The sequence below is a fragment of the Sulfobacillus sp. TH-112 genome (assembly GCF_057473405.1).
This window is the reverse complement of the sequence record NZ_JBYCKN010000092.1, coordinates 1-5,247: the sequence shown is the minus strand read 5'-3', so window position 1 is coordinate 5,247 and position 5,247 is coordinate 1. Positions and strand designations below refer to the sequence as shown.

The window sequence follows — 5,247 nt, the reverse complement described above, 5'->3', positions numbered from 1 at the left end:
GACTCGGGCATGTTTTGCATAAAAATGAGGTTCCGAATGCGGGCCATCGGCCACAAATTCCCTAATCCCATACTTCAAGGACTTTATGAAAAGTCTCCTAGATACCCTTCCCCTTTTTGTGAGATCCGATATCGCGCTCCCTCTCGTCGAAGGAAATCCCGAACACCCGAAGGGATTTCTCACCGACTTCAGCGCTGAGATGTCACGGGTTCCTCCTAGCCTCACCGTATTGTTACCACCGGACAGTCGTCATTCACAAACGATTTATATACCTCAGGGAACCCTGACGCTCTCCCCCCGCGATGAGCCCGCGAGCCTTGAGGGCGAATCGGCGCAGCTTTCCTCCATGAGAGACCACGCCCCTTTTCTATCTCTTCCGGGGTCTCTATATCAACTCGCCCCAGGCAAAGTGGGGATCATGCACCACTATCAGTGGGTCTGGCACGGACAGACACCGCTATTGCTCACCATCCGGCTCTTGAATAAATTCCAGTGACAGACCTGAAGGTATTTATCGCCTTCTCCGCGAAATCCCACATATGAATATCGAAAAGCGGCATTGGCCCGCCATAAGTTATGGTCTTGGAAATCTTGGCACCAACATTTTTTCCCAGGCCTTCGCAACCTATATTCTCTTTTTTTATATCGACCATCTCGGGGGGCCGCTTGGCCCGATCACGATCGCAATGAGTGTGCAGAGCGTGTGGCATGCCGTGCTCAATCCCGCCATGGGGCTCTGGTCAGACCGGACTCGCACACGATGGGGACGACGGCTTCCCTATATTGCGGTAGGCTTTATTCCTCTTGGTTTCGCCTTTTGGTTGCTCTTTACCCCAATCGTGAATCGGGCCTGGTTGGTCTGGTACTTTCTTGGGATTGTCGCACTTTTTGATGGTCTCTATCTTATGGTCGTGATCAATTGGACCAGTCTCTTCCCCGAAATTTACCGTACATTAAAGATTCGCGCTGAGGTGGCTCGATGGCGCCAGGGATTTGGCATCGCTGCGCTCATGATTGGTGTCTCCTTGCCTCCAATTCTGTATGGGCGATTCGGATGGAGTACCATGGCGCTCATATTGGCCATTATTGGGACGCTCGGATTTTTAGGAGTCATTGCCGGCCACCGGCATCCGCCCGCGCATCTGGCGCCACCGACTCCCACGGACGAGCCTCTGTGGAGACCGTTTTGGCAGGTTCTGAGACAACCCGGGTTCCCCCGATATCTTGTGATGAACTTTTTAGTGCAATTTGTCTTGGTACTGATTCCCGCAGCCATGCCATTTTATGCAAAATACGTGCTGCATCTTAAACACATTCAATTATCCCTCATGCTAGGGAGCACTTTTATTGTCGCCATTATCACCGTATATCCGTGGTCCCGCGTCATTCAACGCCTCGGTGCACATCGCTCCTTACGCATCGCCATTATCCTATTAACTCTTGCCGTTATCCCCTTTCTCTTCGATGATACCTTTCTCACCAGTCTCATCACCGCGATTGTGCTAGGTCTGGGTCTCGGAGGATTTCTCATGTTGATTGACATTGTTATGGCAGAGATCATTGACCAGCATGACCTCGTTCACCGAGCGCGCCGGGAAGGGGCGTTTTACGGTGTCAACGGATTCATCCTCCGTTTTGGTACCACCCTCGAAGCCATCGTGGTCTATCTCGTGTTTCACTTCAGCGGGTATCATGCCAACTCTTACGGTATTGCATCGCAGTCGGTTCGCGACGGTATTCGGATTTTGATGGCTGGCGTGCCAATCGTTGCCCTCATAGCAGCGGCGATTGTGTTTTGGCATCCGCCCGCTTTTCACAACCCATCACACGCCTCACAGGATCTCTAGACCACTTCGCTCAAGCATAAAATGTTCCTAATTCGGCATTCTAAGGTGGGCTGAAGGTGAAAAGGAGGCATATAAGATGGAAGAGTCTATTGTCAATTCCTGTTGTTGTTCTAGTTGCGCTGAAGGTCATTGCGCAGACACCTGCGCGTGCGCTGGAGACTGCTCGTGCAATAACTGCGCGTGCGGCTCCTAACACGCGACCCTCTGTTGTTCCTCAGGCACAAGAGCGATGAGTAGGACTCTTGTGCCTTTTTATTTCCCACTCATCACCAATGACGCATTCTGACCCCCGAATCCAAACGCATTCACCATGACCGTGTGCACACGCGCCTCAACCGCTCGTCCCTTAACCACAGGAAAGTCTATCGCCGCATCCAGATTTCGAGTACCTAGCGTGCCCACGACCAGTCCCGACTCAAGGCTCCGAATCGCGGCCATAGCAGACATCACCCCAGAAGCAGCCATGGTGTGTCCGATGTGTCCCTTAATCGACGTGACCCATGGTTCAAGCGACTGCTCCTTAAAGAATCTCTTTAAAGCGGCAATCTCGGCGGCATCTCCTACTATCGTACTGGTTCCATGGGCGTACACCGCGTCAACCGCACCCGTGAGATGCGACCGCTCCCAAGCCATGTGCATCACTCGCGCTTCATATTGCCCTTCGGGTTCCGGACTTGTGACATGAAATCCATCGGCAAGACTGGCATATCCTCGTACCACGGCATGAATCGGCGCCTGACGACGCTCGGCCAAGTCGCGCCGTTCCAACAGCAGCATACCTGCCCCCTCTCCCATCACGAACCCATCACGGTCACGATCAAACGGCCGTGATGCCAAATCAGGATTCGTCGAGCGAGACAAAGCTCGTGCACGCATGAGACTATGATACACCACGGGAGACAATAGACTCTCTACTCCGCCCGCCAGCGCGTAATCGACTTCGCCATTGGCCACCATGCGAACGGCCTGCCCGATGGCATCAACCGATGACGCACAGGCGGTACTAATGGTCAAGAGTGGGCCATGAAGATTCCAATGTAAAACGAGATGGGCTGCCGGAATATTGGGGATCACTTGTGCCATTAACCGGGACGGTACCCCCCTAGGTCCCAGGTCGTCAAGCTGCTGAGTCGCCTCAACCAAGGATGGTACACTTCCCATGGTGCTTCCCACCACTACGGCCGTTCTCAGCGGTGGTAATTCGCTTAACCCACTTCCGTCCACCGCTTCAATAGCGGCCCCAAGGGTCCACTTGGTCAACCGATCCATCGATCGTAGCCGCTGCGGATCCACGACCTCGCCTAAAAAAACCGGCTCTTCGACCGTGGCCGCCATGCCAGACACTTCATTGCCCCATGCGTAGGCATGGATCCCGCCGCCACCATCCACCAAGGTCTCCCAAAAGCGTTCCATACCCACTCCGATCGGGGATACAATACCCATCCCGGTGACGACGACCTCCTGCAACTTTGTACACCTCCGAAAGCATATGAGACCACATTATATGACCTAGTCATTATATCATGAAAAACCCCTGTCTGCGGAGCGCAGGCAGGGGAACTGTTACTTGCTCGATTGATGGTGGATAGATACCTACACCACCATAGCTACGAAAAGGAAAGCAATATAAACCAAGGAAAATCGAAATGTCTTCTGGGACCAACTAAATTCGCTGGCCGATTCTTGCAGTAGCTTGATATTATAAATGAGAAATACCACCCCGACAGCCACCGCGGTAACCAAATAAACCACGCTGACCGTCCGGGTCATATAAAGGCCTACCGACACCAAGACGGCGGCCACCGCATAAATAAGTCCTTCCACTTTGGTCGTCCGAACCCCTCGCATAACCGGCATCATGGGAATGCCAGCATTTTTGTAGTCCTCCTGCTTATAAAGAGCCAACGACCAAAAATGCGGCGGCGTCCACATAAAAATCAAAAGGAACCTTAAGATTGGGTCTAGCGCTAGGTGCACTGTGACAACGGTCCACCCCACCACCGGCGGGAGCTCCCCCGCTGCGCCGCCAATCACAGAATTTTGTACCGATCGGCGCTTGAACCATATCGTATAAATAAAGACATAAAATATATACCCACTTAGCAGAGCCGCTGCCGTAGTCCAATTGACCAGCACTCCCATACCCATAAAAGCGACCACACCAGCTATGGTGCCAAACCATAGAGCACTTGACGCAGAGACTCTCCCGGTACCCACGGGTCGTCTTCTGGTGCTGCGCATCATCCGATCGATATCCCGATCCCACTACATGTTGACTGCGTGCGCTCCTCCAGCGGGAAGTCCTAACCCTAAAAGGGTATACACCGTGACCTGCCATGAAGGAAACCTTCGTCCGGCAACCACCATGGCACAATAGGCGGTAATCATCAGCCACACGACAGTCCCCGGTTTGGTTCATTCAATATATGCTTTGACTGTTGCCCATCCCCGACCAATCATGACTCGCCACACCTTTATCACGCTAAAACAGACGCCACATCGATTCCAAGGGTGAGACCGATGGCCCCACCCTTGGTTGCATTCCACTATCCCGGTATCCCTGGGCCCTCTGGAGGCGCCGGCGGGGCTTCCGTGTGACCTGCTTTTGCCCCAAATTCTGCCGCATCTCGGTCGCGGTCAAATCGCAACGCAAGAAACCGCAATGTGAGCAACAAACTAGCCATAATCACCAATTGGAAGCACCACCAGAAAATGTCCCACCAATGTGGCATTCCCGGTGAACTCGGAATGAAATATGGGAAATGCGGGAAAAACCCCTTCATTCCACTTCCTCCTCTCCCAAGTACGTGCCCTTATAGCAAGTACAACACTACGTACACCACAACCCAAGCGAAGACAGCAAATGTCCAAAAATAGGTTGCGGCATCCACGTCCCAATGATTCTCCACCGTATAGCCACCGATGCGCCGACCTCGGATGTTGGCGGCCAAAAGAACAAATCCTGCAACCAAGGCCACCAGCAACCAGATGCCTGTCAGCACATAGTAAACTTCGGCGGTCGGGTCCGTCACAGGCACTGCCATGTGGGATAGAAGAATCCACTGCAGAAAAATGCTTGCCCCGCCCAGTACACCGACCCAGAAACTCAATGACAAATATCGCCTCATGGTCGCATTATTACCGTGAAAAATGGCCATACGGCCTGACCGCGCTAGGAACCCACTTACCAGCATAAATAGCGTAATAATGGCCCCTAGAACTTGACTGTATGGGCCGACCCTGCCACCGGCAGTAAGATAACGGGCGGCGATCAGCGTGACGAAGATCACGCTCATGCTGGCTAGGAATATGCCAAATCCGGCACGAAGCGGACGTAATTGCAATTCCTTTTCGGCGTCATGCGTCGCCATAGAATTCTCTCCTTCCACCTATGCTTGCG

General features: G+C 53.0%; 7 protein-coding genes. 2 read left to right on the top strand and 5 right to left on the bottom strand.

The genetic code is table 11. The features are described 5' to 3' along the window. Nucleotides 1-85 precede the first annotated feature (85 nt). Together ACOJWD_RS06010 and ACOJWD_RS06005 are read left to right on the top strand one after the other, a co-directional pair. On the top strand, nt 86-496 hold the full coding sequence (locus ACOJWD_RS06010; protein WP_486992314.1) for a hypothetical protein: 411 nt from the start codon (nt 86-88) through the stop codon (nt 494-496). A 43-nt stretch (nt 497-539) separates the two neighbouring features. After that, nucleotides 540-1,847 carry an MFS transporter gene (locus tag ACOJWD_RS06005; protein WP_486992313.1) on the top strand — a complete coding sequence of 436 codons (1,308 nt, stop codon included), beginning with the start codon at nt 540-542 and terminating at the stop codon, nt 1,845-1,847. A gap of 252 nt (nt 1,848-2,099) precedes the next feature. On the opposite strand, the gene ACOJWD_RS06000 is transcribed toward ACOJWD_RS06005, so the two are convergent. The 5 genes from ACOJWD_RS06000 to ACOJWD_RS05980 all read right to left on the bottom strand — a co-directional run bounded on the left by ACOJWD_RS06000 (nt 2,100) and on the right by ACOJWD_RS05980 (nt 5,218). After that, on the bottom strand, nt 2,100-3,314 hold the full coding sequence (locus ACOJWD_RS06000) for a beta-ketoacyl-[acyl-carrier-protein] synthase family protein (protein ID WP_486992312.1): 1,215 nt from the start codon (nt 3,312-3,314) through the stop codon (nt 2,100-2,102). 126 nt (nt 3,315-3,440) lie between these two features. Next, the gene (gene cyoE / locus ACOJWD_RS05995; protein ID WP_486992315.1) at nt 3,441-4,100 is read right to left on the bottom strand and encodes a heme o synthase; all 660 of its coding nucleotides are present in this window, start codon (nt 4,098-4,100) and stop codon (nt 3,441-3,443) included. A 12-nt stretch (nt 4,101-4,112) separates the two neighbouring features. Then, on the bottom strand, nt 4,113-4,244 hold the full coding sequence (locus ACOJWD_RS05990) for a hypothetical protein (protein WP_486992311.1): 132 nt from the start codon (nt 4,242-4,244) through the stop codon (nt 4,113-4,115). A 149-nt stretch (nt 4,245-4,393) separates the two neighbouring features. Next, entirely contained in the window at nt 4,394-4,630 is a 237-nt protein-coding gene (locus tag ACOJWD_RS05985; protein ID WP_486992310.1) for a hypothetical protein, read from the bottom strand. A 30-nt stretch (nt 4,631-4,660) separates the two neighbouring features. Next, the gene (locus ACOJWD_RS05980) at nt 4,661-5,218 is read right to left on the bottom strand and encodes a cytochrome c oxidase subunit 3 (protein ID WP_486992309.1); all 558 of its coding nucleotides are present in this window, start codon (nt 5,216-5,218) and stop codon (nt 4,661-4,663) included. Between the last annotated feature and the right edge of the window lie 29 nt (nt 5,219-5,247).